Origin of the sequence: Dietzia sp. PP-33 (assembly GCF_033790845.1) — a bacterium.
Classification (GTDB): Bacteria; Actinomycetota; Actinomycetes; order Mycobacteriales; family Mycobacteriaceae; genus Dietzia.
This window is the reverse complement of sequence record NZ_JAMYEI010000004.1, coordinates 297,324-321,473: the sequence shown is the minus strand read 5'-3', so window position 1 is coordinate 321,473 and position 24,150 is coordinate 297,324. Positions and strand designations below refer to the sequence as shown.

The window sequence follows — 24,150 nt, the reverse complement described above, 5'->3', positions numbered from 1 at the left end:
CAGGGTGGACAGAGAGCGGACGTGGGCAAGAGCTAAGTGATAGATCGGTCGCGCTTCTGTGTGGGACGCCCGTAGGGGGTGGTGGTGCCGGCCTTGTGGTGCTCGCGCATGGCACGGAAGTGCTCGGATGCGAGGAAGAGCGAGCGATTGCCCAGAGTGGTGGCAAGTCGGCCATCGGCGAGCTCAGCGGCCGGGTGGAGAGCGTGCCTGAGCTGGTCGGCGAGGTAGTCGGGCCGTCCGTACACGGACATGTGACGAGCGGCGTGGGCTGCCGAGGCGTCGATGCCGGCCCAGTCGATCGCCCACCCGGCGTGACGGAACATCTGGTCGAAGAAGACGCGCTGCGTGCGACTGTTCCCGTCGCGGAAGGGGTGCACCAGGGTGAGCTCGGACCAGTGCGAGGCGATGGTGTCCGTGGCGGCGTCGGGGTCGGTTGTGCTGGGTGACCGGGTGGCGATCTGACGAAAGACGCGGTCGAGCTCGTCGGTCAGGAACTGCGGCCTGGCGTGAGGGATGCCGAGGGCGTGGGTGTCGACGGACCGGAGCTCTCCGGCCCAGTCGAAGATGTCCTGCAGGATGTAGCGGTGGATCGCGCGGAGGTGGTCGAAGTCGAATCGCCCCTCCAACGGGCTGAGCTCCAGTTCCACGACCCGGAAGAAGGCGAGGTCGCGCTCGAACTCCGCGAGGTGGTCGGGGTCGGTGATGCCGAGCCGGTTGCGCAGAACCCCCGAGGACTCCCTGTAGGGATCTCGGGGGTTCATCAGTGAGAAAGGGTCGGGAGCAGCGTCAGGGGGCGGTGCGCTCACGCACCGCGGCGCGGATCTCGGAGAGGGCCTGGTCGCGGGTGAGAAGTCCGTCGGCGAACCGGCGGGTGATCTCCACGGCCTCGGACGACGGCTCCATGCCCGCCATGCGGTGGCCGGCGACGGCTCCTGCGAGTGCCTGCTCGGTGGTCGGGCGGATACGGGTGGACAACCAGTTCTCCTTGCGTCGACGTGGAGCCGATTCTACCTGCTCAGTCCCGCGATTCCCCGCACCGTCGAACTCGGATAGCGCGTCCGGCGTGGGTGCGGGGCCGCCGCGCCGGCCTGGCGGGCCGTTCCGCACCCGGCGGAATAGCGCACGGTCGGGCTGGGTTGGACGGGGCATGACTGCACAACCGGCCATCGCCGTCACGGGAGCCACCGGAGCTCTGGGGGGCTCCGTCGCCCGCCAGCTGGCCGAGCGGGGAATCGCCCAGCGCCTGATCGTCCGGAATGCGGAGCGGGCGCCGTCGCTGCCGGGCGCGGACGTCGCCGAGGCGTCGTATGAAGACGGCGACGCCCTGACCGCCGCTCTGCGCGGCATCGAGACCGTGTTCTTCGTGTCCGGCAATGAGGCCGCTGACCGAGAGTCGGTGCACCGGTCCGCCGTCAAGGCGTTCGAGGCGGCCAGTGTGCGCCGGGTCGTGTACACGTCGTTCCTGGGCGCCTTACCGGACGCGAGCTTCACCTTCGCGCGGACGCACCACGCGACCGAGGAGATGATCAGGGCCGCCGGGTTGGACTACACCTTCCTGCGTCCGAGTTTCTACCTGGACTACGTGGCCGACTGGGCCGATGCCGAGGGCGTCATCCGCGGGCCCGCCGGGGACGGGCGCATCGCGTGGGTCGCCCGTGACGACCTGGCGGAGGCGGCGGCGGCCGTCCTGTCGACCGAGGGGCACGACGGCCGGACCTACGACCTGACCGGCGACGAGCTGCTGACACTGGAGGAGACCGCGACCCGGCTGACCGAGGCCACGGGGACGACCTACCGGTTCGAGAACGAGTCGATCGATCAGGCCTACGCCTCCCGCCGTGAGGGCTACCCCGGCACGCCGGACTGGGAGCTCGACGGGTGGGTGGGGACCTACCTGGCGATCGCTCGCGGGGAGATGGCGGTGGCCAGCCGGTCCGTTGCCGAGCTCACCGGCCACCGGCCCCGGGGCATCGCGGACTTCTACACCGGGTAGGCGCCTGCAGCCGCCCGTCCACACGGGGCCGCCGGGTCAGCGCAGTGCGTCGAAAAGGTCGTCGTGGAACCACTGCGCCGCGTCGCGCGTGAACTCGGTCGGGGAGAGAGCCCCGGCGCCCTGGGGCACCCGGCCCAGAACCGGCACGCCGGTCAGGCGGGGGAGGTCCTCGAGGTTGCTGCGCTCGGCGAGGTCCGGGTCGTTCGGCCACGAGCCGATCACGATCCCGGCGCAGCGCAGCCCCGCGGCCTCGATCGCGCGGACCGTGAGCTCGGTGTCGGACAGTGTGCCCAGGCCCGCGCGGGTGACCACTATGACCGGTGCGTCGAGGGCGAGCGCCAGGTCCAGGATGGTGAGGTCGGTGCCGAGCCGCACGAGCACTCCGCCGGCGCCTTCGACAAGGTCGAGGCGGGAGGTGGCGGATACCGGACCACTGGGCTCGCCGAGCCACCGGCGGATCGGCCCGAGGAGCTCCTCGAGCGTCGACTGCGGCAACCCCGCCACTCTCGCGGCTGTCTCCGGGGCCAATGGATCGGGCAGGCGCCGCACCTCGAGTACCCGCCGGACCCCCGACAGCCGCGCGGCCTCGTCGGCGTCGCCGGGTTCGCCCGGATGCAGCCCGGTCTGGATCGGCTTGCAGATTCCTGTGTCCAGGCCCGCCGATCGGGCGAGCGCGGCCAGCGCGGCGGTGGCGATGGTCTTGCCGACGTCGGTGCCGGTGCCGGTGACGACGACCGGAGCGGGTGCGGCGGTCATGCGCGGGTCCCGGCGGACGCGGGGGAGCGCGAGGGTGCGGGGAGGCGGCACCCGTGTTCGTCCAGCACCTGTGCCAGCACCTCACTCGCCCGCGCCAGATCGGCCTCGGAGATGTCGGCCCGGGCGGTCAGCCGCAGCCGGGCCGTGCCCTCGGGGACCGACGGCGGGCGGAAGCAGCCCACGCGCAGCCCCAGCGAAGCGCAACGTTGAGCAGCGGAGAAGGCGCGGGACGGATCTCCGAGGATCACCGACACCACCGCCGAGTGCGGGCGGTCCGCGCCGGTCACCGCGGCCAGGTGCTCGGCGACCTCCAGCACCCGGCGGGCCCGCTCGGGCTCGCGCCGCAACACATCCAACGCGGAGCGCGCCGCCCCGACGCTGCCGGGGGCCAGGCCGGTGTCAAAGACGAACGTCCGCGCGGTGTCGATGAGGTGATCGCGCACCCGCTCCGACGCCAACACCACCCCGCCCTGCGACCCGAGCGCCTTGGACAGTGTCGCCGTGACCACCACGTCCTCGAACCGCGTCAGGCCCAGCTCGTGCACCAAGCCGCGGCCGCCGTCACCGCGCACGCCGAGGCCGTGGGCCTCGTCGACCAGGAGGACCGCGCCGTGCGCGCGACTCGCCCCGTGGAGGGCGAGCAGGGGAGCGAGGTCACCGTCGGCGCTGTACACCGAGTCGGTGACGACCAGTGCCCGAGCCTCGCTTCGCCCGGCCAGCGCCCGGGCCACCGCCGCGACGTCACCCCGGTCGACGACGACGACGCGCGCCCGCGACAACCGGCACGCGTCCACGAGGGAGGCATGCGAGCCGCCGTCGGAGACGATGAGCGATCCCCGCCCGGACAGCGCCACCACCGCTCCGAGGTTGGCCGTGTAGCCGGAGGAGAACACCAGCGCGGCGGGCTTGCCCGTGAAGTCGGCGAGCTCGGACTCCAGGGCGGCGTGGTCGCTGGTGGTGCCCGTGACCAGTCGCGATCCGGTCGACCCTGCGCCCCAGCGGCGGGTCGCCTCGATCGCGCCCGCGATCACCCCGGGGTGCCGTCCCAGGCCCAGGTAGTCGTTGGAGGCCAGGTCGATCACGTGGTCGTCGGCGGGACGCGGCCGCAGCACGCGGTGCACGTGCCGGGCCGCCCGGTCCTCGGCGGCGGCGTCGAGCCAGTCCAGGGCGGGGGAGTGCTGCTCAGTCATCGGCCCGCCCTGCCGCTTCGACCCCTGCCGCTCTGACCCCTGCCGCTGCAGCCCCGGCCACCGCGGCGGCACAGATCAGGTCGATCTCCTCATCCGTAGAGACCAACGGCGGCATCGTGTAGATGAGATCCCGGAAGGGGCGCAGCCACACGCCGTGGGAGGTGATCGCCGTTGTCGTCGTCATCTCCACCGGCTCCTCCAGTTGGACCACCCCGATCGCCCCCACCACCCGCACGTCCACCACACCGGGCACCTCGAGCGCCGGGGCCAGCCCGCGGCGCAGTCGCGCCTCGATCTGCGGCACGCGCTCGCGCCACTCTCCTGAATCGACCAGGTCCAGCGACGCGCACGCCACCGCGCACGCCAGCGGGTTACCCATGAACGTCGGCCCGTGCGCCAGGCCCCCCGCCTCGCCGGCGCTGATGACCTCGGCGACGCGGTCGGTGGTGAGAGTCGCGGCCAGCGTGAGGTATCCGCCGGTCAGGGCCTTGCCCAGGCACATGATGTCCGGTGCGACGCCGGCGTGGTCGGCGGCGAACAGCTCGCCGGTGCGGCCGAAGCCGGTGGCGATCTCGTCAAAGACGAGCAGCGCGCCGATCTCGTCGGCCAGACGCCGCAGGTCCGCCAGGTACGCGGGGTGGTGAAAGCGCATCCCGCCGGCGCCCTGGACGACAGGCTCCACGATGATCGCGGCCAGCTCGCCCGAGTGCGCGCGGAACGTCCGCTCCAGCTCGGCGACGTAGGCCGGGTCGTAGTCGGCCGGCGGCGCGGGCGCGAACACCTGCTCGGCCACCACGCCGCGCCACAGGGAGTGCATGCCGCCGTCCGGGTCGCACACACTCATGGGGGACAGGGTGTCGCCGTGGTAGCCGCCGCGCCACGTCGCCAACCGCGTGCGCTCGGGGTGGCCGAGCGAGCGCTGGTACTGGATGGCCATCTTGGCCGCGACCTCCACCGACACCGAGCCCGAGTCCGCCAGGAACACCTTGTTCAGCTCCCCCGGCGCCATGCGCGCGAGCCGCGTGGACAGCTCCACCGCCGGCGCGTGCGTGAGCCCACCGAACATCACGTGGCTCATCGTGTCGACCTGCCGGTGCGCGGCGGCGTCCAGGTGCGGGTGGCGGTAGCCGTGGATCGCCGCCCACCACGAGCTCATGCCGTCGATCAGCTCGCGCCCGTCGGCCAGCCGCAGCCGCACTCCTGACGCCGACACGACCGGCAGCGGCTGCGTGGACGCCGGGAACCCGCCGTAGGGGTGCCATACGTGCTCGGCGTCCGCGGCGAGCATGGCGGCGGGGTCGGTGAGGGTGGCGGGATCGACGACGAGGTCGGCGGCGGAGTGAGCGGTGGCCATGTCAGGCGTTCGCGGGCTCGCTCGTGCCGGCACCGCGGGTGCGGATCGCCACCTTCTTCTCCTGCCGCCCGGACTCAGGAGTGGGAGCGGCCGGCGCTGCCGCGGGAGCGTCGGCGTGGGCTGTCTCGCCGGCACCGGCCTCGCCGTCGTGCTCCATCTGCAGGATCTCCAGTCCGGCGTCGGCGATCATCTGCAGGTCCTCGCCGCCGGGCTGGCCCTCGCTGGTGAGGTAGTCGCCCAGGAACAGCGAGTTCGCGATGTACAGGCCCATGCCCTGGAGGTATCCGAGGTGGCGCTCGCGGCCGGCTGCCATCCGGATCTCGGTGTCCGGGTTGACCAGGCGGACCATGGCGAGGATGCGCAGGCAGTCGCGCGGGTTGAGGGTGTCCACGCCCTCGAGCGGGGTGCCGTCAAAGGGGAGCAGGAAGTTGACCGGGATCGAGTCGACGTCCTTGGAGCGCAGGTCAAAAGCGAGTTCCACCAGCTGCTCGCGGCTCTCGCCCATGCCGGCGATGAAGCCCGAGCAGGCGGAGAGGCCGGCACCGTGGGCCTGGCTGACCGTGTGCTCGCGGTCGGCGTAGGTGTGCGTGGTGCAGATCTCCTCGTAGTGGCTCTCGGCCGTGTTGAGGTTGTGGTTGTACGCGTCGGCGCCGCTCGCACAGAGCTTCTCGGCCTGGCCGTCCTTCAGGGCACCCAGGCAGGCGCAGACCTCGACGCCCGGGGTGTCGGACTTGATGGCCTCGATGATGTCGGAGACCTTGCCCACCTCGCGGTTGCTGGGGCCGGTGCCGCTGGCCACCAGGCACACGCGCGAGGCGCCGGCCGCGATGCCCGCCTTGGCCGCGGTGACCGCCTCCTCGGTGTTCAGCCACGTGTAGCGCAGGATGCCGGCGGTGGAGTTGAGCCGCTGCGAACAGTAGAAGCAGTCCTCCGGGCACAGGCCGCTCTTGAGGTTGACCAGGTAGTTGACCTTGACTTTGTTGCCGAAGTGCTGGAAGCGCAGGCGCGACGCGGCGGCCACTACGTCCATGAGTTCGGAGTCGGACGAGTCGAGGACGGCGAGGGCATCCGATGCGTCGATCGCACCGCCGTCGAGAATGCGTGCCGCGAGCTCGTGCCAGCGGGTGGTCGTGGTGGCCATGGTTCCTCCTGAACGGCGTTCACTGAACGCCGTTCAAGCTAGCGGCAATCCGGCGACTTGTACAGCGTTCAGGTCACGGGCGTGTCCGCGGATGCCCCGGGGCGATAGGGTTACCGGTCGTGACCCTCACCCAGTCGGCCGTCGTCGACACCGCGCTCGAGTTGCTGCACGAGGCGGGCCTGCCGGGCATGTCGATGCGCACGCTGGCGGCCCGGCTGCACGTGCAACCGAGCGCGTTGTACTGGCACTTCCCGTCCAAGCAGGCACTGCTCACCGCGGTTGCCGAACGGGTGCTGGCGAGCGTGGCGCCGGGGGAGGCGGGCGACTCCGCGGCCGAGGAACTCCGCAGGGTGACCCGGGCGCTCCGGTCGGCGGTGGCGGGTGTGCCCGACGGGGCCGAGATCGTGGCACTGGGGCTGGCGGCCGGAGCGGTGAACCCGGTGACCGACGCGGTCGACCGGGCGTGTGCCCGCCACGGCGGGGGTGGGCGAGCAGCGGGGCTGACCACGGCGCTCACCGCCTACGTGCTGGGCCTGACCATCGAGGAGCAGACGCACCACAATCTCGCCTCGGTGGATCCGGAGATGCCGCGCATCGAGTTCGACTCGCGCTTCGACGCCGGGCTCGAGGCGATGCTGGCGGGCGTCGCCGACTGACCGCGCCGCCCGCCACACATGCCGCCCGATCTACGCGCGACTTCAGCTCCGGGTGAACACCTGGGTGGCGTAGAGCTTGTTGCTGTCGGCCACGGCGACGCCCATGCCCATGGCGGTGTGGTCCGTGCGCAGCAGGTTGATCCGGTGGCCGTAGGACGCCATCCACTGGTCCACCAGCTCCTGCGGGGTGGCGGTGCGCCAGTTCTGCAGCACGTTCTCCGACCAGCGCGTGGTGCCAGTGGGGACCTGATCGCGCAGGACGGGGTTGTGGTACATGTCGTCCACCGACGCCTGCACCTGGCTCCAGGCGGTGGCGATGTCGTTCAGGTCATCGCTGACCGCCAGCGGCTCGCGGCCATTGGCCACGCGTGCCGCGTTGGTGGCGTCGAGGAGCTGCTCGCGGTACTCGTCGCTGGTGGGATCGAGATCCGGGACGGTGCCGCCGCCGCCCACGTTGAACCCGAAGGACGAGCCCGGGACGAGGACCTGCTGCGCGGAGGCCGCGGGGGCGCCGAGGCCGGCGACCGCCATGGCGGTGGCAGCGCAGACGGCGAGGGACTTGACGACACGAGGGGAAGTGCGACGCACGGGAGGGTCTCCAATTCTGCACTCACCGAGGGGGAGTGAGTGCAGATGACACTGTAAAGATCAAATCCGCGCCGGGCTACGTGGACCCCCAATCTGGTCGGATTTTAATCTTTCGGGGGTGGGGCGCTACGCGTCCTGGCCGCGCTCGAAATCCAGGACGACGTGGATCCGGCCGTCCTCGCCGGTGGCCGTTCCCACGCCCACCTTGGTGAACCCGCCGTCGAGCATCCGCTCGCGCATGCCGGTGTCGGTGATCATCGCGGTGAGTGCGTTCTGCGGCGTGGCCTCCGGGGGCAGGGTCAGCACCGTGCGGTCCCGGGACTCGCCGCTCTCGGGGACCGGGAGGTCGCCGGTCGTGGGATCGCCCAGTGCCAGCTGGTCGGCGCGGACCCCGGCCTCGACCGACAGGACCGCGTCGGTGACCAGGCGCTCGGCGCCCACCGCGGTGCGCGCCTCGTTGACCCCTGCGACCACGCTGCCCTCGAAGGCCTTCCGGGCCACCTCGGCGGGGACGACGACGAGGGGTGCCTCCTGCGCCGCGACCGCGGTCCCCCCGGGTGCTGTCGCGCCCGGCATGAGCGAGGCCAGGCCGGGGATGTCCAGCGGGAACGGCAGTGCGAGCTCGAGAGACCCCTGGGCGGAGGCCGTGCCGGCGCCCGTGGTGAGCAGGAGGGCGGAGGCCCCGGCGACGACAGCGGAGCGGATGGGATGACGCACGTGGGTGTCCTTTCCTGGGGCGGCGGTTGGTGCCGGACCCGGCGGGGGATCGTTGACTCACAACAGTAGTGCCGCGAGTTCACTCACGCATCTTTCGTCACACGAGTCACATCTGTTACATCGCACCGGGCCGTTCCCCCGGCCGGCCACAGAGTTTGCTACTCGCCGGTAAGTTGCCGGCCCGGCGGTGCACAATGGGCGCCATGAGCTCCAGCCACCCGCACCTGACCAGTCCCCTCGTCGTCGGGCCTCTCACCCTGCGCAACCGCCTGGTCATGGGGTCCATGCACACCGGGCTCGAGGACCGCAGCAAGCATCTGCCCGAGCTCACGGCCTATTTCGTCGAGCGGGCGCGCGGGGGCACGGCCATGATGGTCACCGGCGGGTTCTCGCCCGACGTCGAGGGTTGGCTGCTGCCCGCCGGGTCGATGATGGCCACCCGGCGGATGGCGGACAAGCACCGCGGACTCACCGACGCCGTCCACGCGGAGGGGTCGCACATCCTGCTCCAGCTGCTGCACGCCGGCCGGTACGGCTACCAACCGTTCGTGCGCTCGGCCTCGTCCACCAAGTCGCCCATCAGCATGTTCAAGGCCCGCGCCCTGAGTTCGCGGGGCGTCGAGCGCACCATCGACCACTGGGTGCGGGCCGCCCGACTGGCGCGGCGGGCGGGCTACGACGGCGTCGAGATCATGGGCTCCGAGGGCTACCTGATCAACCAGTTCCTGGCGGCCCGCACCAACGAGCGCACCGACTCCTGGGGCGGCAGCGCGAGCAAGCGCATGCGGTTCCCCGAGGAGATCGTCCGCCGCGTCCGCGCCGAGGTGGGCCCGGATTTCCTGATCCAGTACCGCATCAGCGTGCTCGACCTGGTCGATGGTGGCCAGACCTGGGACGAGACCGCCGAACTCGCGCAGCGCCTCGAGGCCGCGGGCGTCGACGTGTTCAACACCGGCATCGGCTGGCACGAGGCGCGCATCCCCACCATCGTCACCTCGGTGCCGCGCGCAGCGTTCGTGGACCTGGCGGCCCGGCTCAAGAAGACCGTGGCGGTGCCGGTGATCGCGTCCAACCGCATCAACACCCCGGACGCCGCGGAGCAGATCCTCGCCAGCGGGCAGGCCGACCTGGTCTCGATGGCCCGGCCACTGCTCGCCGACCCGGCGTTCGCCGCCAAGGTCGCCGAGGGGCGGGCCGACGAGATCAACATCTGCATCGCCTGCAACCAGGCGTGCCTCGACCACACCTTCGCCAACAAGCGGGCCTCCTGCCTGGTCAATCCCCGGGCCGGTCGCGAGGCGGAGCTGCTGCTCACCGTGGCCCCCACCCGCCGGCGTGTGGCCGTGGTCGGTGCGGGGCCCGCCGGGCTGGCCTGCGCGGAGGCGGCCGCCACGCGTGGGTTGGCGGTGGAGGTGTTCGAGGCGGAGGACGAGATCGGCGGCCAGTTCCGCTACGCCATGCGCGTGCCGGGCAAGGAGGAGTTCGCGGCCTCGCTGGCCTACTTCGACCGCCGTCTGGACGTGTTGGGGGTGCCCGTGCACCTGGGCAGGCACGCCTCGGTCGCCGACCTGGCCGGATTCGACCACGTGGTGGTGGCCACCGGCGTGCGCCCGCGCGAGATCACGATCCCGGGCGCCGATCACCCCATGGTGATGACCTACCCCGAGCTGCTGACCGGGGCCCGCAGGCCCGGCCGTCGCGTGGCGGTGATCGGGGCCGGCGGGATCGGCGTGGATGTCTCCGAGTTCCTGCTGGCCGGCGGGCCGGGACTGGATCTCGACGGCCGCCGCGCACACGGACACTCCACGGAGGTAGAGGAATGGAAGCGGCACTGGGGTGTGGTCGACCCGGCCGTGGAGCGCGCGGGGCTCGGCACCGCCGTGATCGACGATCCCGCGCACGAGGTGCATCTGCTCCAGCGCAAGACGACCTCGATCGGTAGGGGATTGGGCAAGACCACCGGCTGGGTGCACCGCGCCGAGCTCAAGATGGGCGGCGTCCAGCAGTACACGGGCGTGAGCTACGAGAAGATCGACGACGACGGGCTGCACATCCTCGACTCCGAGGGCGAGCGCCGGGTCGTTCCGGTGGACTCGGTCGTGGTGTGCGCGGGCCAGGAGTCGGTACGCGACCTCGCCGATCAGCTGGCCGATCAGCTGGCCGACGCGCCAGGGGGCACCAGGACGAGCGTCCACGTGATCGGGGGAGCGGATGTGGCCGCCGAGCTGGACGCCAAGCGTGCGATCAAACAGGGCGTGGAGCTGGCGGCCATTCTCTGATGGGGGGTCGATTGCCGCGGTAACGGCTATTCAGTGGCGACGCTGTAGGTTATGGTTTTCTTACATCGCGGATTTCTCGGTCCCTGTGCTCCCTGCCGGGTCGGTGTGATGGTTGTTCCAACCAAGCACAGCGCACCCGAATACTGCTTTGTCCCGGTGGTGCGAGGTGTTCGATAAGTCAGGAAGAACACCATGTCCAACCCGTTCAACCCAGCTCCCGTCACGATCCGCCGTTGCCTGGCGGTCGTCTTGGCCATGCTGCTGGCGGCCAGCATGCTCACCATCGCTGCTGTCGCGCCAGCACGTGCAGCGCCAGCGAGCACCACCATCAACGGCGTCACTTATGCCGTCAACACCGACGCGTCCGGTGCCGGCGCTTCCGCCATCGGCTATGACGCCAGCTTCGGACCCGTCGTGGTCATTCCCAACACCGTCGCGATAGATGGCGCCGACTACACCGTCACCTCCATTGGCTACGGCGCGTTCAACCAGAAAGGGCTGACGTCGGTGACGCTGCCGGACGGCCTGGTCACGATCGAGAACTCCGCGTTCTTCGACAATGCACTGACGTCTATAGCCATTCCTGACGGCGTGGTCGACATCGAAGTCTTTGCCTTCTACCAAAGTCAGTTGACGTCGGTCTCTCTGCCCAACAGCGTGGTCACGATCGGCGAGGGCGCGTTCGCCATCAATCAGTTGACGTCATTGGAGGTACCCCCCAACGTCACCACTGTTGGACTGGGCGCGTTCCATAGCAACCATGCGTTGACACAGGTGTTGTTCACCGGCCCGGCACCGACCACGATCACCGGGGCCGGTGTCACCTACCCCTCCCTAGGCAACGCAGCGGGGTTGACCGTGTCGTTCCCCGCCCAGTACCTGGCCCAGACCTCGCAGCAGGGTTACACGACACCGGAGTGGATCGGCTACGAAGCGCATCCCTTCTATACGGTGTCGTTCGACACCCGTGGTGGGCCGGGCATTGAGCCGGTCATCGTCTCGCACAACCAGACCGTGGAGTTGCCTGCCGTCCCGGTGCGCGATGGACATACCTTCACCGGTTGGTACACCACGCCCGAGTTGGAGACCGCCTTCGACTCCGAGTTGCCCGTCACCGAAAGCCTGACCCTGTACGCGGGGTGGCAGCAGAACAGCGTCCCGGTTGTGCCCGTGACGCCGGGGTGGGGTTCCTTGATCATCGGCAGTCTCGGATCCCTGGCTCTCGCGAGCGCGATGGCCTGACCCCGCTGATTTCGCCTCCTCACCAGAGACGGCAGTGTGCAGTGGCCCCCGCGACACCTTGAGTTTCAGGGAGTGCGGGGGCCTTGCCACAGGGTTTGGGCGACATCTGGCCTGAGAATCGTCGGGTTCACCTGAGAGATGTCGTCCGAACGGGATGAAGAGCCGCGCCGCTCACCCGCAGCGCTTCTCGCGGCGGCGGTCGACGATGCTGAATGCCAGCGCGCCCGCCGCCAGCAGAGCGATCAGTCCTAGAGCGGCCCGGAACGCCAGCAGCCAGTCGTCCTGGGTCTCGACCACCCAGAACAGCACGCCGGGGACCATCGCCGTGCCGATCGCGGTGCCCATGCGCTGGCCCAGGGAGATGATGCTGCCTGCTACTCCGCCGTACGCGGGGTCGACCGCCCGCAGGGTCAACGTCTGGTTGGGAGAGATGGTCATGCCCTGGGCGGTCCCCATCAGCGCGGCGGGGGCCATGAAGATCAGGTAGCCCACCGCGCCGGACTCGACCAGACCGGCGAGCAACATGAACGTCAGCAGCGCGGTGATGGTGAGACAGAATCCCACGATGACCAGGCGTCGCCCGAGCCGCAGCACGAACCTCCCGGCTACCTGCGCGGACACCGCGGCGCAGATCGAGGCGGGCAGGCTGACCAGCGCCGAGTCGATCGGCGCGTACCCCAGGTGGAACTGCAGGTACATGGGCATCACGATCCACAGGCTGGTCCCGCCCATGAAGTAGATCGAGACGATGATCATGCCGTTGCGGAACGCCGGATCGCGGAAGATCTCTGGGTTCACCAGCGGCGGACGACCGACACGCTCGTAGCGGCGCTCCCACCAGGCAAACGCCCCGAGCAGGGCCACCCCGAGCGGCAGCAGGGCCCAGACGGCGGGCGGCGCGTCGCGGTTCAGGAAGGGCAGCATCACCGAGAGGACCGCCGCGCCGAGCAGCACGATGCCGACCGGGTCCACGTCCAACCGTGGCCGCCGGCCCCCAATTGTGGGCTTCGGCAGAGGAGCGTTGGTGGCCGCTGCGACCTCGGAGGCGCGGGTGGCCTCGTCGTCGTCGCTTCCCTGGCTCCCATTCCCCCGCGCGGCCTCCAGGCGCGCCATGTCGGCCGCGCGCGACGTGGACCCGCCGATAACCGGTCCCGACTCGACGGACGCCGGCAGCGCACGGTCGTCGGGCAGCCACAACTGTCCCAACACCAGGGCGAGCACGCCCAGCGGTACGTTGACCAGGAACATCGCGCGCCAACCGAGATCGTTGCCGAGCGCCTCGATGAGTAGCCCGCCGACCAGCGGACCGGAGGCGGTGGCCACCGAGACCGTGGTGGCCATGGTGGCGAACGCGCGGGCTCGGGCTCCCCCGCGGAAGTACTTCTGGATCAGCCCGAAGGTCTGCGGGTTGAGCATGCCGGAGCCGATGCCCTGCACCACCCGCGCGGCGTTGAGCATCTCGATGTTCTGTGCGAATCCGGCGATCACGGCCCCGGCGGTGAAGACGGCGACACCGGCCAGGAAGAGCCTTTTACGGCCGGTCGCGTCTCCGAGTCGACCGGACGGCACGAGCAGCAGCCCGAAGGACAGTGCGTAGCCGGAGACCACCCACTGCAGGCCGCTGGAGTCGGCGTCGAGGGCCGGGCCGATCACCGGCAGCGCGACATTGATCACCGAGAGCGCCAGCAGCGCCATGAAGAGCGGCACCATCAGGGTGGTCAGGACCCGCGCCGTGCTCACCGGCGCGGCCGCCACTTGCTCGTCACTCACCACGGCGATGCTAGCCGCGAACCCGGATCGGCTCCTCCGGAGGCGTCGGGGGGTCGCGGGCAGCCGGAACATCACGTCCCTGCAACAACCCGATCACGCTCGTCCCGCCCGGCGCGCGTATCAGTAGCGTCAGGTCATGGCTGATGTCACCCGCACCGCAGAAGTCGATCCGATCACCACCGTTGACCTCGCCGAGTTGGGAACCGCCACCGGCCGGGCGGTGTCGATCTTCCTCCCCACCGCCCGCGGCGGAGCCGAGGTCCGCGAGAACCCGATCCGGGCCAAGGCGTTGATGAAGGACGCCGATGCGATGCTCAGGGCCAACGGCGCGACCGGAGAGGAAGCGGACCAGATCCTCGCCCCGCTGGTCGCCCTCCTCGAGGACGACGAGTACTGGCGCTATCTCGCCGACGGGCTCGCCCTCTACGCCTCGCAGGGATTCTGGCGCGCGTACCGTGTGGCCACCGAGTTCCCCGAGATCGTCCACGTGAGCGACCACTTCGCCGTCCGTCCGATCGTCCCGGCCGCGGTGGGGGACGGTGAGTTCCTGGTCCTGGCGGCCAGCCAGAACAAGGTGCGCCTACTGGAGGGAACCGCCGCCACGATCCGCGAGCTCGACCTGGGCTCGATCCCGTCCTCGGTCGATGACATGGCCGGCGACACCCAGCCGCCGCCGCACCAGCAGCAGCGGTTCAGCGCCGGCGCGGGCGCTGGTTCCGGGCCCCGCAGCAGCGGCGGGGGCGTGGTGCACAGTCACGGCTCGGGTGCCGAGGTGGGCGACGTCCAGCTCGAGAAGTTCCTGCGTCAGATCGCCCACGGTCTCGATGCCACGCTGCCGCCGAATGACCGTCGCCCGGTAGTCCTCGCAGCGGTCGGTGAGTACCACCCGATGCTGCGAGAGCACCTCTCAAACGGCCACCTGGTCGACGAGGTGGCCTCCGGCAACCCGGACGCGAGGTCGCCCGGCGATCTGCACGCGGCCGCCTGGGCGATGGTCGAACCGGTGCTCCGGTCCAGGGCGCAGGACGACGCGGAACGGTTCGGCGACGCCATCGGGGCCGGGCGATCGATCGCCGGCGGGGGGTCGGACATCCTGCATTCCGCCCGGGAGGGCCGGGTGGACACCCTCCTCGTCACGCGCCACCGGTGCTCCGCGGACCACGGTCCCGACGACCTCGACGCCGCGATCGGCCACGTGCTGGACACCTCGGGCGCGGTCGTCGTGGTGGACTCGCTGCCCCGGGACGTCGCGGAGGGCGCGATCCTGCGCTTCTGAACAGCCCCTGACGGTCGACGTGCATCGTGCGGGCCCGCGCGCGGCTCCCGCGCGCCCAGCTCCCGCTTGATCGCACAGCTCCCGCGTGAACGCCCAGCTCCCGCTTGATCGCACAGCTCCCGCCTAACTCGGCTGTGTAGCCTCGGCGGACTGATGCACCCATCAACGTCAGGAGATCGAGTGCTGAAGAACAAGTGGCGGCTGGCCGTGGTCGCGGCCGGGTCCGTGCTCATCATGGCGGGCTGCAGCGCCCCGGGTGACGACGAGGCCGCGCAGGGCGATCCCGCGGCTGCGACGGAGCAGGCCGATTCCGAGCAGACCGACCCGCAGGCGGACGCCGAGCAGGGTGCCCAGGGTCCGAACACCGACGACATCCCGGACCCGGTGGCCGAGGTCAACGGCACCGAGGTCTCGAAGGACGAGTTCGTCACCGTCTTCGAGGGCCAGTACCAGCAGATGAGCATGCAGGCGCAGATGTCCGGGCAGCCGGTGGACGAGGGCCAGCTCAGGCAGCAGACCCTCGAGGGTCTGGTCGGCAGCGAGCTGCTCCGGCAGGAGGCGACCGAGCGCGGCCTCGAGGTCTCGGACGCCGAGATCGACACCGCGCTCGCCGGGTTCGCCGAGTCCAACCAGGCCAGCGAGGACGAGTTCATCGCCGCGATGGGCGAGCAGGGGCTGGACCGCGACGACGTGCTGGAACAGATCGAGAAGCAGTTGCTGGTGGAAAAGCTGGTCGTGGACGAGTACGGCGAGTTCACCGTGACCGACGAGGAGATCGAGGCCTCCTACCAGCAGGTCGCCGAGCAGCAGGCGATGTCCGGACAGGCAGGCGGGCAGCTTCCCCCGCTCGAGCAGGTCCGCGGTGAGGTCGAGGAGCAGTTGATCGCCGAGCAGCAGGCACAGGCGATGCAGACCCTGTCGGAGGAGCTGCGCGAGGGCGCGGATGTGACCGAGTACCTCTAGGGCACCGGCGCCCCTGAAGCGGACTCCGGCCGGAATCTGCGCGAGACGCCGCACACGTGCGGGCTGGTCGTGGTGGGATCAGCTCATGGCTGGCGGCGAGTGGCGGATCCCGGGCAGGGTTGTGATCAGGTCGGGGGCCGGTGCGGCGGCCTTGACCGTGTGCGTGGCGGCCCTCCACGCCCCGGCGGTGTCAGCGCAGGTCGCCGCGCCACCCGGCCTCGGCCCTGCCGGGACGTCGGCGGTCCACGGGGATGTGGCCTCCACGGACACGGTGCCCGGTCGCGGGCCGGGTGCGACTCCCGCGGTGGCGGGCGCGCTGACCGGGGCGACCTGTTCGACCGTGTTCGTGGGCACGGACGGCATGCCTGTCGCCCTGTGCACCTCCTACGTCGGCCTGACCCCGCCCACCCCGCTCGCGCCGACGGTCAAGCTGTTCCACCCCGACACCGCCGCGGTCCTGGCGGAGGTGCAGCTGGCCAAGGGCGCGTTGCTCGGCGGGGTGTACGGCTACCTCGACGAGCGCGACCGGGTGGTGGTGGCCGACGGCAACCGCAGGCTCCTGGCCGTGGGGCACCACCGCGACCCGGATGGCACCTGGCGGATGTCGGTCGAGGTCCTGGCCGACCTCTCCGCGGGCGTGCCGGACGGTGACGCGGTCACGGGTCTGGTCCCGGCGTTCGACGGGCGGATCTGGTACGCCACGTCCGGTGGGGTGGTGGGAACCGTACGACCGGGCGACGACGACGAGCCGCGCTTCCTCGCCCTGCCGGCAGGGGAGAGGATCACCAACGGGCTGACCATCAGGCCCGGGGGCGCCTCGGTTATCACCACCCGCGCGCTCTACGAGGTCGATCTGGCAGGCGACGGGACGCCAGTGGTGCGTTGGCGGCACGCCTACGATGTGGGCCCGGCCCGCAAGCCCGGCCTGCTCTCGCACGGGTCCGGAACCACGCCCACCTACTTCGGACCAGGTGATGGGTTGGTGGCGATCACCGACGACGCCGAGCATCCCGACCTGATCGTGCTGCGCCGCTCCGACGGCGCGCAGGTCTGCCGGATGCCGGCGTTCGCGACCACGCTCGCCCCGGATTCCGCCGCGCCGGACGGTGTGCTGATCGAGGGGCCGGCCGCCACGGAGAATTCGATCATCGCGTTCGGCCAGGCATTGGTGCTGGTGAACACCTACGGGTACGAGTACCCGCCGTTCGCCGTCGACGGTCCGGCCGCTCCCGCCTCCGCCCCGTACACCGGCGGGATGACCCGGATCGACGTGAATTCCGAGGGCATCGCGGGCGCGGACGGCAGCTGCTCCCGCGCCTGGACCTCGCTCGCGCGCACGGCGTCGCTACCCAAGCTCACCACCGGGGACGGCCTCATCCACGCGATGGCGTACGGACCGGGCAGGGTGCACCCGTCGCTGGATCCGGTGCTCAACCAGGGGCTCGCGCAGAAGTTCGGACCGGTCGACGTCACCTCTACCGATGTGGAGACCGGTCGCGAGGTGGCCCGCACCTTCGTGGGCCACGCGCCACTGGACGAGCCCATGGAGCTCACCGGGACGATCACCTCCCGCGGCGACGCCCCGGGCGTGATGTGGCAGCCCACGCTCACCCGCATGCTCCGCATCGGCCCCGCCTGACCCGCCTGACCCGCCTGACCTGCCTAGCCCGGTTGGCGGACGCCTCGCCCACCTGGCCTGCCTAGCCCGGTTGGCGGACGCCTCGCCCACCTGAGCTGCCTAGCCCGGTTGGCGGACGTCTGGCTGCGGTTGGCGGGCAGAATTCGCGAGAAGTCGGGCCCGGAGCCTCGCAGATGTCCGCCAGGTCGATGGTGATGTCCGCCAACTGCTGGGGAGGGGCGCTGGCACTGGCGGGGAGGGGCGCTGGCGCGGCGGGGTTGCTGAGGCTAAATCGGAATTGATCTTTTTCTGGACCAGTTCCAGATTGTGCGCTAGGGTGATACTCATGACGACGGAGATGACTGACCCGGGAGCAGTGCTCCGGACAGCCGGGCTGAGGGTGACCTCTCCCCGGCTGGCGGTCCTCGCCGTCGTCGACGGTCGTCCCCACATCGCGGCGGAGGACGTCGCGGCCGAGGTTCGGGAGCGGCTGGGAGCGGTGTCCACGCAGACCGTCTATGACGCGCTGCGGGTGTGCACCGACGTCGGACTCATGCGCCGCATCGAACCCGCCGGTTCGCCGGCGCGGTACGAGCGCCGCACGGGTGACAACCACCACCACCTCGTCTGCCGGCAGTGTGGCCGGATCGAGGACGTCGAATGCGCGGTGGGGCACGCGCCCTGCCTGCAAGCGGATCATGATCACGGCTTCCGGATAGACGAGGCCGAGGTCAACTACTGGGGCACATGTCCCGAATGTCAGGCGGACGATGCCCGGCTCGGTTAAGACTGAGACGTAGACCACATCGCCCGGACCCAACCATGACGAGGAGCAGCAGACGTGACCACTCATCCCGCCGATCGAGGCGTACGCGATTTCCAGCCCAAGGCCGCGACCACCACCGACAGTGGCCAGCCGGTTCCGAACGACGAGTTCAGCGCCCGGGTGGGCGAACTGGGCCCGCAGCCGATCCACGACTTCTACCTGATCGAGAAGCTCGCCCACTTCAACCGCGAGAACGTGCCGGAGCGCCTGCCGCACGCCAAGGGGTCGGGTGCCTTCGGCGAGTTCGAGACCACCGAGGACGTCTCCGACATCACCTGCGCGGGCCTGTTCCAGCAGGGCGTCAAGACGCCGATGCTCGCCCGCTTCTCCACCGTCGCCGGTGAGAAGGGCAGCCCGGACACGTGGCGCGACCCGCGAGGGTTCGCTCTGAAGTTCTACACGGACGAGGGCAACTACGACATGGTCGGCAACAACACGCCGGTCTTCTTCGTCCGAGACGCCCTCAAGTTCCCGGACTTCATCCACTCGCAGCGCCGCAAGAACGCCTCCGGCCTGCGCAACCACGCCATGCAGTGGGACTTCTGGACCCTGAGCCCCGAGTCGACCCACCAGGTCACCTGGCTCATGGGCGACCGCGGTATCCCCGCCACCTGGCGCAACATGGACGGCTTCGGCTCGCACACCTACCAGTTCATCAACGCCGCGGGTGTGCGCCACTGGGTCAAGTTCCACTTCAAGACCAACCAGGGCATCGACTTCCTCACCCAGGACGAGGCCGACAGGCTCGCCGGTGAGAACGCCGACTACCACCGTCAGGACCTGTACGAGTCCATCAGCAAGGGCGAGTTCCCCTCCTGGGACCTGCACGTCCAGGTGATGCCGGTCGACGAGGCGGAGGGCTACCGCTTCAACCCGTTCGACCTCACCAAGGTCTGGTCGCAGAAGGACTACCCGCTGCGCAAGGTCGGCACCATGACGCTGAACCGGAACCCGCAGAACCACCACGCGCAGATCGAGCAGGCCGCGTTCGCGCCGACCAACATCGTCAAGGGCATCGGCTTCTCGCCGGACAAGATGCTCCTCGGCCGCGTCTTCGCGTACCCGGACATCCAGCGCTACCGGATCGGTGCCAACTACCAGCAGGTGCCGGTCAACCGGCCGCTCTCGCCGGTCAACTCCTACTCCAAGGAGGGCGCCATGCAGTACGAGTTCCCGCACCCGGCGCAGGCCGAGTACGCCCCCAACACGATCGACGGCCCGGCCGCCGATCCGGCCCAGGCCTTCGACTTCGGTGACTGGGACACCAAGGGTTCGGACATCTACCGGGGGGACGTGAGCCCGCACGCCGATGACACCGACCAGGCTCAGGCCACGACCCTGTACCGCGAGGTCCTCGACGACGCCGCCCGTGAGCGCCTGGCGGCCAACATCGCCGGCCACGTCAGCAAGATCGACCCGTCCGAGACCGAGTTGCTCGGTCGCGTGTACGCCTACTGGGCGGCCGTCGACCAGGGACTGTGCGAGGCCGTCAAGGCCGGCGTCGAGGCCGGCCCGCGTGGCAACCACCGTCGCCAGGAGTGACCACCCTGTAGATCAGCACGACTGAGACGAAGGGCCCGATCCCGCGACGAGCGGGGTCGGGCCCGACCCGTGTCCCGGGCCCCGCCCCCCGACTCGTGTCCCGGGTGCGCGGCCGGAATGGACCAGTGCGGCAGCGCGGGTCCGCGCGGGGAGGGCAAAGGCCACGCGCAACTCGAGTGAGTCGGGGACGTCAACCGCCGCGGACCACCGCGAGCGCGTCGAGGTCGGCGATGGCGCGGCACGCCCGCCGCATGAGCAGGGCGAACATCTCGTCTCCCCGTGGGGTCCGCGTGCCGTACATCCAGCCGAAGATCCCGAGCACCGGTGTCTGGAGCAGCCCGTACACGTAGTCGTCCCAGCAGGTCTCGAGGGAGTAGTCGGTCGCCCCGTGCCCGAGCAGAGCGCGGTGGTAGTCGGCCACGATCCCGCGTTCGGCGTCCCGGCGGTCGGCCACGGTCAGGCTCGAGCCCAGGAAGCCACCGAGGTCGCGCCCCGGGAGCCCCACGGTGAGGGTCTGCCAGTCGCACGCGAGCGAGGGCCGGCCGCCGGAGGGGTCGATCAACATGTTGTCCGCGCGGTAGTCGGCGTGCAGCAGGGCATAGCGCTCGGTCCGCCCGTTCGCCCACCCGGCGATGAGCGGCGCGATCTCGGACAGGATCCGCCGCTCGTCGTCGTCGAGCCGGTCCCCCAACTCGGAGAGGAAGGCCTCCAGCGCGGGCCCGCCGAGTTCCTGCAGGGTGACGTTGTCCTCGGCGGAAGGGCACGAGAGGCCGTCGATGCCGCGCAGCGCGGGATCGCACCACCGCGGTCCGTGCAGGCCCGCCAGGTTGACGGCGCAGTCACGGGCCTGTTCGACGGACAGCCCCGCGAGCTGATCGCCCTGGACCAGCGGCGAGACGTCGTCCAGGACGAGCGTGAACTCGCCCTCGTGCTCCCCGAGCGCGGCGAACCGCGCGCGCGGCACCCGGACCGCGACGGTCGGCGCCAGATCCCGGTAGAACAACACCTCGCTCCGGTAGACGCCGTGCAGGAGCGGCCGCATGCCCACGTCGGGGTTCGGGAGCTTGACGAACAACGTGGGCGGCACCCCGTCGCCGTCCACGTGCGCCACCACGCAGCACCCGATCTGGCCGGTGCCCACGGGCTCGGTCCGCACCGACCGGACCCGAGTGCCCAGCGCCCGGGAGAGCCAGTCCGCGGTCACCTCCTCGGGGGCACAGACGACCGCGGGGTCCGACTCGACACTGGTCATGGCAGGGGGTCCTCTCGCGGGTGGAGTCGTCCGGGGTTGGTCGACAGATGGGCGAACCGCTCGGGGTCCCGCCGCAGGCGCCAGGCGGCCAGCACCGGGGCCAGCTCGTCCGGGGTCGCGCAGTGCAGGACCACCGAGTCGGCGCCGAGCGCGAGTTGGCCCTCGATGCGGTCCGCGCAGTGCTCGGCGCTGCCGACCGCCGCGCAGGCCAGCCACTCCTCGGGAAGCACGTCGCGGGCGTGACGCAGCAGGTCGAGGTCGTCGGTGGCGTCGAGCGCACCGGAGTGGGCGGACAGGCGTTCGTCGGCGCGGAACCGCTCCAGGCCCGCCGGGTCCCAGCCGTTCACCCGGACCAGCACGTCGCCGTACCCGGTGAGGTAGGTGGCCAGGCGGCCGACGAGCTTGCGCAGCCGCGCGGTCTCGTCGAGAGAGTCCTCGATGGTGGCCATCACCGACCAGATCCGGACCTGCGCCGGATCGCGGCCGGCCCGTTCGGCGGCCTCGCGGACCAGCCGGACGGATCTGGCGACGGCGGTGTCGGACATGAAGGTGTGCAGGACCACGCCGTCGGCGATCCGTCCGGCGAGTCGGAGCGAGTTGTCGCCCATCGCCATGAGCAGCACCGGGATGTCCTCGTCGAACGAGGAGTCCTGGACGAGGTAGGGATAGCTCCCCGCCGGACCGTCGTGCCCCGCCACCGACCCGCCCCGCCACAGCGTGCGGTAGATGCCCACCGCGTCCTCGAGCTGCGCGGACGTGACGTGGGGCAGGCCCATGATGTCGAACAGCAGCGGGATCCCCCGGCCCAGCCCGAACGCGTACCGGCCGCCGGACATCCGGTGCAGCGTGGTGGCCATCGTGGCGGTGACCAGGGGGTGGCGGGTGTTGTGGTTGGTCGCGGCGGTGCCGACGCCGATCCGGGTGGTCGCCGCGACCGCGGCCCCGGCCATGACCGCCGCGTCCTTGAGTGCGAAACGCTCCGAGAGCAGGATCGAGCCGAGTCCCAACTCCTCGGCGCGGGCTGCCTCGACGATCAGATCGGCCGGCGACGCGCTGTGTCCCGCCAGGCCGTAGCAGGCGAGCTCGGGCATGAGGGGGGCGACGGCGTCGTCGTGGGCCATGGACACCTTCCGGCGGTCGGGACTCCGGCTGAGCGGATGTGACACCTGTCACATTACTGCCGGGCCCGCGGGCCGGGTCGCTTTCGCGACTCCCACCTCCGCGTGGGGCGGGGACGTCAGAGACCCAGCACCGCGCGGGCGATGAGGAAGTAGACGATCAGTCCCGTCGCGTCGACGAACGTGGTGATGAACGGGTTGGAGAACACCGCCGGGTCGGCGCGGACGGCCTGCGCCAGTAGCGGCATCAGCCCACCCACCGTCGCGGCGATGGTGCACAGCACCAGGAGCGTCAGGCCGATCACCATCCCCATGTCCGCTCCGTAGACCACCCCGGCGACGAGCCATCCCACCGCGCCCAGGATCAGTCCCAGGGTGAGTCCGGCCCGCACCTCCTGGGTCACCACGCGCAGTGTGTCCCGTGGTGTCACGTCGCCGAGTGCGAGCGCGCGGGTCACGGTGGTGGCGGCCTGGTTGCCGGTGTTTCCGCCGGTGCCGATGATCAGCGGAACGAACAGCGAGAGCACCACCACCTGCTCGATCGTCCCCTCGAACACCTCGAGCACCTGCACGGTGAGCGCGGCACCCAACGCCAGGACGAGGAGCCACACCACCCGCGAGCGGACCAGCGACCGCACGGGAGTCGCGAGATAGGGCGCGCGCAGGGGCTCGGCGCCGCCCGCGCGCGCGGTGTCCTCGGTCTCTGCGTCCTCGAGGATCCGCAGCGCGTCGTCGAAGGTCAGGATGCCGACCAGCCGGCGTTCATCGTCCACGACCGGCATCACGATGAGCCGCTCGTCCGCGGACCGGCGTGCGGCGGTCTCGGCCGATTCGCGGGCACGGGCGGTGATGGCCTCGTTCATCAGCTCGCGGATCGGGGTGTCGGGAGCGGCGCGCATCACCGAACGCAGGCCGATGATCCCCACCAGCCGGCGTTGATCATCGGTCACGGGTAGGGCGTAGATGGTCTCCGCCTGGTCGATCCGCTGTCGGACGCGCTCGAGTGTCTCGCCGGCGGTGGTGTCGGGATGGGTCGAGACGTACTCCGGGCTCATCCGGCGGCCCACCGAGCCGACCGGGTAGTCGAGGATGGCGGCGGTCAGCGCCTGCTCGTCCCGGGAGAGCTCGCGCAACAGACGGGTGGCGACGTGCGCGGGCAGCTCGTCGATGAGCCCGGCGCGGTCGTCGGGGTCCAGGTCGGTGAAGATCTGGTTGACCCGGTCCGCGTGGAGCGCGCTGATGAGTTCGGACTGCAGAGGGGGGTCGAGAGCCTCGAAGACCACGTGCGCCGTGCCCTTGGACAGCAACCGGAACAGCACGGCCCGGTCCTTGGCACCGCTGCGCTCGAGGATGTCCACCAGGAGCCAGGGCGGCAGACCCTCGGCGAGGTCGGCGGCGCCGTGCAGATCCTCGGAATCGAGCAGCGCATCGATCCTCCGGGCGGCGATCACCGGGTCGCGCAGCGACCGTTCGGAGTCGTCGGTCCACTCGTCGCGCTCGTCACCCGGGGCGGTCATGTCAGTCGTCTCCGGCGAGGTCGTCGTAGGCGGTCAGCGGATCCAACCTACCGTCCGAGCGGTATGCGGCCCGGGCGAGTGTCACCGAGGCCACCGTGGTCACCACGACGGTCGCGGCCAGCGCCACCAGCGCCGTCAGCAGTCCCACCCACCGGAACCCGTCGGTGAGGTCGTCGATGTACGCGGCGATGATGAACAGCATCATCCCCAGGCCGGTGGCCACGGACAGGATGTTGATCCGGGTCAGCGCGTCGCCCGCCCTGGACATCGAGACGGCGGCCACGAGGAAGCACAGCGAGCCGAGCAGCGCGGGGACGCCGATCAGCAGGTCGGAGATCATCGAGTCACCCAC

General features: G+C 70.6%; 22 protein-coding genes. 9 read left to right on the top strand and 13 right to left on the bottom strand.

Features of this window, described 5'->3' with window-relative positions:
• Positions 1-32: 32 nt before the first annotated feature.
• Complete coding sequence (locus tag NJE57_RS09635; RefSeq protein ID WP_319028178.1) at positions 33-761, bottom strand: Fic/DOC family protein; 729 nt, start codon at positions 759-761, stop codon at positions 33-35.
• Positions 762-786: 25 nt separating this feature from the next.
• Entirely contained in the window at positions 787-975 is a 189-nt protein-coding gene (locus NJE57_RS09630) for an antitoxin VbhA family protein (RefSeq protein WP_319028177.1), read from the bottom strand.
• Positions 976-1,147: 172 nt separating this feature from the next.
• On the opposite strand from NJE57_RS09630, the gene NJE57_RS09625 reads away from it, so the two are divergent.
• Complete coding sequence (locus NJE57_RS09625) at positions 1,148-1,993, top strand: SDR family oxidoreductase (protein ID WP_319028176.1); 846 nt, start codon at positions 1,148-1,150, stop codon at positions 1,991-1,993.
• Positions 1,994-2,029: 36 nt separating this feature from the next.
• On the opposite strand, the gene bioD is transcribed toward NJE57_RS09625, so the two are convergent.
• Genes bioD through bioB form a run of 4 tightly spaced genes read right to left on the bottom strand, consistent with a single transcriptional unit; the run spans position 2,030 to position 6,434 of the window.
• Positions 2,030-2,749, bottom strand: a complete 720-nt coding sequence (gene bioD, locus NJE57_RS09620; RefSeq protein ID WP_319028175.1) for a dethiobiotin synthase — start codon at positions 2,747-2,749, stop codon at positions 2,030-2,032.
• Entirely contained in the window at positions 2,746-3,939 is a 1,194-nt protein-coding gene (locus NJE57_RS09615) for an 8-amino-7-oxononanoate synthase (protein ID WP_319028173.1), read from the bottom strand. The genes bioD and NJE57_RS09615 overlap by 4 nt, the downstream gene beginning before the upstream one ends.
• A complete protein-coding gene (locus NJE57_RS09610; protein ID WP_319028172.1) occupies positions 3,932-5,293 on the bottom strand; it encodes an adenosylmethionine--8-amino-7-oxononanoate transaminase in 1,362 nt (453 codons plus the stop codon). The genes NJE57_RS09615 and NJE57_RS09610 overlap by 8 nt, the downstream gene beginning before the upstream one ends.
• Before the next feature lies 1 nt (position 5,294).
• Positions 5,295-6,434, bottom strand: a complete 1,140-nt coding sequence (gene bioB, locus NJE57_RS09605; RefSeq protein WP_319028171.1) for a biotin synthase BioB — start codon at positions 6,432-6,434, stop codon at positions 5,295-5,297.
• Between the two features lie 119 nt (positions 6,435-6,553).
• Here bioB and NJE57_RS09600 point away from each other — a divergent pair, with 119 nt between their 5' ends.
• On the top strand, positions 6,554-7,090 hold the full coding sequence (locus NJE57_RS09600) for a TetR family transcriptional regulator (protein ID WP_319028170.1): 537 nt from the start codon (positions 6,554-6,556) through the stop codon (positions 7,088-7,090).
• A gap of 42 nt (positions 7,091-7,132) precedes the next feature.
• Here the strand turns inward: NJE57_RS09600 and NJE57_RS09595 are convergent, their stop codons facing one another.
• Entirely contained in the window at positions 7,133-7,678 is a 546-nt protein-coding gene (locus tag NJE57_RS09595; RefSeq protein ID WP_319028169.1) for a CAP domain-containing protein, read from the bottom strand.
• 126 nt (positions 7,679-7,804) lie between these two features.
• A complete protein-coding gene (locus NJE57_RS09590) occupies positions 7,805-8,395 on the bottom strand; it encodes a CAP domain-containing protein (RefSeq protein ID WP_319028168.1) in 591 nt (196 codons plus the stop codon).
• A gap of 203 nt (positions 8,396-8,598) precedes the next feature.
• On the opposite strand from NJE57_RS09590, the gene NJE57_RS09585 reads away from it, so the two are divergent.
• On the top strand, positions 8,599-10,674 hold the full coding sequence (locus NJE57_RS09585) for an NADPH-dependent 2,4-dienoyl-CoA reductase (protein WP_319028167.1): 2,076 nt from the start codon (positions 8,599-8,601) through the stop codon (positions 10,672-10,674).
• Between the two features lie 192 nt (positions 10,675-10,866).
• Complete coding sequence (locus NJE57_RS09580) at positions 10,867-11,916, top strand: leucine-rich repeat protein (protein ID WP_319028166.1); 1,050 nt, start codon at positions 10,867-10,869, stop codon at positions 11,914-11,916.
• Positions 11,917-12,087: 171 nt separating this feature from the next.
• Here NJE57_RS09580 and NJE57_RS09575 read toward each other — a convergent pair whose 3' ends face one another.
• Positions 12,088-13,686 carry an MFS transporter gene (locus tag NJE57_RS09575; RefSeq protein WP_319028165.1) on the bottom strand — a complete coding sequence of 533 codons (1,599 nt, stop codon included), beginning with the start codon at positions 13,684-13,686 and terminating at the stop codon, positions 12,088-12,090.
• Between the two features lie 136 nt (positions 13,687-13,822).
• On the opposite strand from NJE57_RS09575, the gene NJE57_RS09570 reads away from it, so the two are divergent.
• From NJE57_RS09570 to NJE57_RS09550, 5 genes are all read left to right on the top strand, one after another.
• The gene (locus NJE57_RS09570) at positions 13,823-14,962 is read left to right on the top strand and encodes a hypothetical protein (protein WP_319028164.1); all 1,140 of its coding nucleotides are present in this window, start codon (positions 13,823-13,825) and stop codon (positions 14,960-14,962) included.
• 180 nt (positions 14,963-15,142) lie between these two features.
• A complete protein-coding gene (locus tag NJE57_RS09565; RefSeq protein WP_319028163.1) occupies positions 15,143-15,925 on the top strand; it encodes a SurA N-terminal domain-containing protein in 783 nt (260 codons plus the stop codon).
• An 85-nt stretch (positions 15,926-16,010) separates the two neighbouring features.
• Positions 16,011-17,564 (top strand): hypothetical protein, encoded by a 1,554-nt coding sequence (locus tag NJE57_RS09560; protein WP_319028162.1) that lies wholly within the window; start codon positions 16,011-16,013, stop codon positions 17,562-17,564.
• Positions 17,565-17,889: 325 nt separating this feature from the next.
• Positions 17,890-18,330, top strand: a complete 441-nt coding sequence (locus NJE57_RS09555) for a Fur family transcriptional regulator (RefSeq protein WP_319028161.1) — start codon at positions 17,890-17,892, stop codon at positions 18,328-18,330.
• Positions 18,331-18,384: 54 nt separating this feature from the next.
• A complete protein-coding gene (locus NJE57_RS09550) occupies positions 18,385-19,911 on the top strand; it encodes a catalase (RefSeq protein ID WP_319028159.1) in 1,527 nt (508 codons plus the stop codon).
• A gap of 190 nt (positions 19,912-20,101) precedes the next feature.
• Here NJE57_RS09550 and NJE57_RS09545 read toward each other — a convergent pair whose 3' ends face one another.
• The 4 genes from NJE57_RS09545 to NJE57_RS09530 form a co-directional block, all read right to left on the bottom strand.
• Complete coding sequence (locus tag NJE57_RS09545) at positions 20,102-21,163, bottom strand: aminoglycoside phosphotransferase family protein (protein ID WP_319028158.1); 1,062 nt, start codon at positions 21,161-21,163, stop codon at positions 20,102-20,104.
• Entirely contained in the window at positions 21,160-22,284 is a 1,125-nt protein-coding gene (locus NJE57_RS09540; protein ID WP_319028157.1) for a TIGR03857 family LLM class F420-dependent oxidoreductase, read from the bottom strand. Before NJE57_RS09540 ends, NJE57_RS09545 begins: the two co-directional genes overlap by 4 nt.
• Before the next feature lie 116 nt (positions 22,285-22,400).
• Positions 22,401-23,798, bottom strand: a complete 1,398-nt coding sequence (gene mgtE / locus NJE57_RS09535; RefSeq protein ID WP_319028156.1) for a magnesium transporter — start codon at positions 23,796-23,798, stop codon at positions 22,401-22,403.
• Between the two features lies 1 nt (position 23,799).
• Entirely contained in the window at positions 23,800-24,150 is a 351-nt protein-coding gene (locus NJE57_RS09530) for a monovalent cation/H(+) antiporter subunit G (protein ID WP_319028155.1), read from the bottom strand.